Origin of the sequence: Nucisporomicrobium flavum, from assembly GCF_016464385.1 — a bacterium.
In the GTDB taxonomy this organism is placed as follows: Bacteria; Actinomycetota; Actinomycetes; order Mycobacteriales; family Micromonosporaceae; genus Actinoplanes; species Actinoplanes flavus_A.
Genome location: NZ_JADMLH010000014.1, coordinates 64825 through 68115 on the forward strand (window position 1 = coordinate 64825; position 3291 = coordinate 68115).

The following is a 3291-nucleotide window of genomic DNA, read 5'->3' on the forward strand; positions in this document are numbered from 1 at the left end:
GCACTATCGAACTTTTCCTGTCAAGGTCACGGTCATTACCAATCAGAAACGAACGCGACGATGCGTGGCCGCGCGTGCGCGGGCGTGAAGATCCGCAGGTCAGAGCCCTGTCAGGACGGCTCGGCGAGGTGAACGCGTTCGTTCAGGACGCAATACGACACGTTGTTAACGGTCACAAATGGACAAGCGCCGGCTGGTGTGCTTGTGCGCTTTCCCGCGGCGCCACCGGCTCGGCACCCTCCAGGGCATCCGCCGTAGCTGTGCGGTTGATGAAGTCCACACCCGCGTACTCGCTGTACTCGGCGACCGTCCGGATCGGACCCATGCCGAGCCGGCCCTTCGACGGGTACCGCAGCATGTTCGCCACCCGCCGCCGGCTCGCCCGCTCCCGGGCGAACCAGTTCCGTCCGGTCTCCGAGTCGCCGTGGTCGTCCCAGTGCCGCGGCCGGTCCTGGCGGATGTAGAAGTGCCAGGCCAGCACCTCGATCGGATGGAAGAGGTCGTAGCCCCAGGTGAACGCGCGTACGGAGAGGGTGATCTCCTCGCCGTGGAAGTAGATGGTCGGGTCGTACGGCACCTCGAGCGGGAACGATCCCGGCGCGAAGAGGAACCCGGCGGCGAGGAAGCGCGCGCGGAAGGGGCGGTCCCGGGCCTGCCAGTCCGGCACGACGGTCTGATTGAACGTCGGTACGCCGTCCTCGGTCCAGTCCTGCATGATGATCCGTGTCGGCACACCGGCCCCGGTGAACTCGGTGTCCGGCTCGTACATCGGCGGATACCCGGTGATCACCGGCTTCGCGGCGCCGGTGGCCCGCGCGGCGGCGATGCACCGGACGTCCCAGTCCGGCGCGAAGCGGGTGTGGCTGTCCACCTGCAGGAACCAGTCGGCCTGCCGGTAGTGGTGCAGTACCTCGGCCCGTGCCCAGCAGGCACCCCGGCTCTGCCGGGCGTCGACGTCGAGGATCTCGACCCGCGGGTCGTCCCGGATCGCCGAGACGTCCTCGTCGCCGAGGTGCTGCCAGTTCACGACGATGCGCAGCTCGTCGGGGTGCCTCGCCTTCGCCAGGCAGTCCAGCACGGTCGGCACGAGCTCCGGGTCGCGGTACGCCGCCACCGAGACGAAGATCGTCATGTCACCGGCCCTCGCCGACGGCCCAGGGCAGCACCTCGACCCCGCGGCCCGGATCCTGCCCGCGGAACGCGTCGTACGCGGCAGCCACGTCCTCGTCGCTCATGACCATCGTCTCGCGGAGGAAGTCACCGGTCAGCCGGAACGGCACCGGCCCGCCGGGATTGATCAGGACGTCCACCTCGTCGGGCAGCAGCGAGACCACGCCGGTGAGGTCCATCCGGCGCCACTCCGGCGCGCTGACCCGGCGCCTCTGCTGCGGACCGGTCGCCACCACCACGCAGCGCACGTCGTCCGGCGACCTCACGACCAGCGGCCGCCCGTCACCGTTCAGCGCCACCTCCAGCTGCGCGTCGCGCATCATGAGCTGCAGCTGACCGGCCTCCATCCGGCCGCCCATGGTGAGCCGCAACACCGCGTCCAGCGGATCGGCGGCCGCCTGACCGTCGCGCGGTGCGTAGCGGGGGTTGCCGCGGAAGGGGCCGGGGACGCCGTCCGCGTCCAGCGGCCACGCGCCGATCACCGCCTCGAGCGGCGGGACGTCGTCGCCGGGCCCCGGCCGCCAGTCGGGGTCCATCAGCAGGAAGAAGTCCCGGTCGCGAAGCTCAGGCTGCACTCGGCCGTCCTCCCAGGTCCATGGCCGCGGTGGCGCGGACGAAGTCGCCGGTCAGCCGTACGCCGGCCGGTCCGCCGGGGTTGACCAGCAGGTCCACCCCGTCCGGCAGGGCGGCCACCAGCTCGGCCAGGCCCACCTGCCGCCAGTCCGGCGACGCGATGCGGGCGCGGTGCGGTGCTCCGGTCGCGACGATCGCGCACAGCACGTCGTCGTCGGCCCTGCTGAGCAGCGGGCGGCCGTCGCCGTTCAGGGCCTGGTCCACGAGGCAGCCCCGCAGCACGAGCTGCAGGTGCTCCACCTCGGCATCCCCGCGCAGGGTCAGCTGCAGCAGCGCGTCCACCGGGTCCGACGGCGACTCCTCGCTCACCGGCCGGTAGTCCGGGTTGCTCCGGAACGGGCCCACCGACCCGTCCGGCTCCACCGGCCACAACCCGACCACGGCCTCGAACGGTGGCGCGTCCACGTCGTCGGCGCCCCGCCACTCCGGGTCGGTGAGCAGGATGACGTTCTCCTCGTCCGCCATGTCAGGTCATTCCCCCTGTCCGAGCAGCGCGGCCAGCGCCCGGTGCGTGCCGACGGGCCCGGCCGGCGCGGGTGCGTACCCGGCGGACCGGATGCCGGCGAGCAGGCCGGCGTCCGGCGCGAACCCGTGCACGCGCAGGTAGTAGGCGGTCGCCTCGGTCCACACCCAGCGGCCGTCGGTGCGGTGACCCAGGGGCACGACGGCACCCCGCCCCGGCTCCACGAGGTCGATGCCCCGCCGCGTCGTCGTCAGGACGATCGTGCCGTTCTCCAGGTACGCCGCCACCTTGTCCCGCTCGTCCTCGGCGATCGGGTCACGGGTCAGCGCCTCGGCGATGCGTACGGGCCGCGCCTCGCCGGCCGTCCACAGCAGAGCTGAAGCGGCCCGGGCGTCCCGCTGATACCCGGGCGGCTCGATGCCGGAGGGGTACGCCTCGACCTGCGGATCCGGCACACCGGCGCGGAGCAGGGCGCGCATCACCACCGCTGTGACGGTCGGCAGGGACGCGATCGTGGACGCCTCGAGGACGTACACGCGGGTCGGCGGGACGACGTCCGGATCGAGGCCGGGAAGGACCCGCCAGGCCCGCCAGAGGGCCACCGCCTCCGGGACCCGGACCAGCGCCCGGGCGGCGGCACGGTCGGCGGGGTCGCGGACGTCCGGGCCGGTGGTCAGGTCCAGGACGAGGGCCGGGTGGCGGCCGGGGGCGGGAAGCTCGGCGACGAAGGCGTACGGGGACCGGTCCCGTCCCGCCGACAGCTCGGTGACCACCGCCCCGACGGTCCGCAGGTCGCCCTCGGCCAGGGTGAGCCGGGCCCGCGCCAGCACGTCGTCGGGTACCCGCCCCGCCAGCAGCAGCAACTCCCGGTGCAGCCGGGCGGCTTCGGCGTCCTCCGTCATGCCGTCCTCGCGTGGTCGTCGGCGTGCGATGTCCGGCAGCCATTCGACCACGGTGCCCGGGCCGTCCCGCCGGTCCGCGGGCGGTCGTGCCCCAACGTCGGCGCTCCGGGACCCGTTCTTACC

Annotated in this window: 4 protein-coding genes; all 4 read right to left on the bottom strand. The window is 73.0% G+C overall.

Going from position 1 to position 3291, the window contains the following annotated elements; all coding sequences use genetic code 11:
- Positions 1–172: 172 nt before the first annotated feature.
- Genes IT780_RS28855 through IT780_RS28870 form a run of 4 tightly spaced genes read right to left on the bottom strand, consistent with a single transcriptional unit; the run spans position 173 to position 3168 of the window.
- A complete protein-coding gene (locus IT780_RS28855) occupies positions 173–1132 on the bottom strand; it encodes a GlcNAc-transferase family protein (protein ID WP_199514946.1) in 960 nt (319 codons plus the stop codon).
- A 1-nt stretch (position 1133) separates the two neighbouring features.
- Positions 1134–1745, bottom strand: coding sequence for a type VII secretion system-associated protein (locus IT780_RS28860; RefSeq protein WP_307831435.1), 612 nt, complete (start codon positions 1743–1745; stop codon positions 1134–1136).
- Positions 1735–2268 (bottom strand): type VII secretion system-associated protein, encoded by a 534-nt coding sequence (locus IT780_RS28865; RefSeq protein ID WP_199514947.1) that lies wholly within the window; start codon positions 2266–2268, stop codon positions 1735–1737. Before IT780_RS28865 ends, IT780_RS28860 begins: the two co-directional genes overlap by 11 nt.
- Positions 2269–2274: 6 nt before the next feature.
- A complete protein-coding gene (locus tag IT780_RS28870; RefSeq protein WP_199514948.1) occupies positions 2275–3168 on the bottom strand; it encodes a hypothetical protein in 894 nt (297 codons plus the stop codon).
- Positions 3169–3291: the final 123 nt, after the last annotated feature.

Excerpts from the sequence above, each read along its gene's own strand:
- IT780_RS28855 (WP_199514946.1), bottom strand. The coding sequence starts at position 1,132 with ATGACGATCTTCGTCTCGGTGGCGGCGTACCGCGACCCGGAGCTCGTG.
- IT780_RS28865 (WP_199514947.1), bottom strand. The coding sequence starts at position 2,268 with ATGGCGGACGAGGAGAACGTCATCCTGCTCACCGACCCGGAGTGGCGG.
- IT780_RS28870 (WP_199514948.1), bottom strand. The coding sequence starts at position 3,168 with ATGACGGAGGACGCCGAAGCCGCCCGGCTGCACCGGGAGTTGCTGCTG.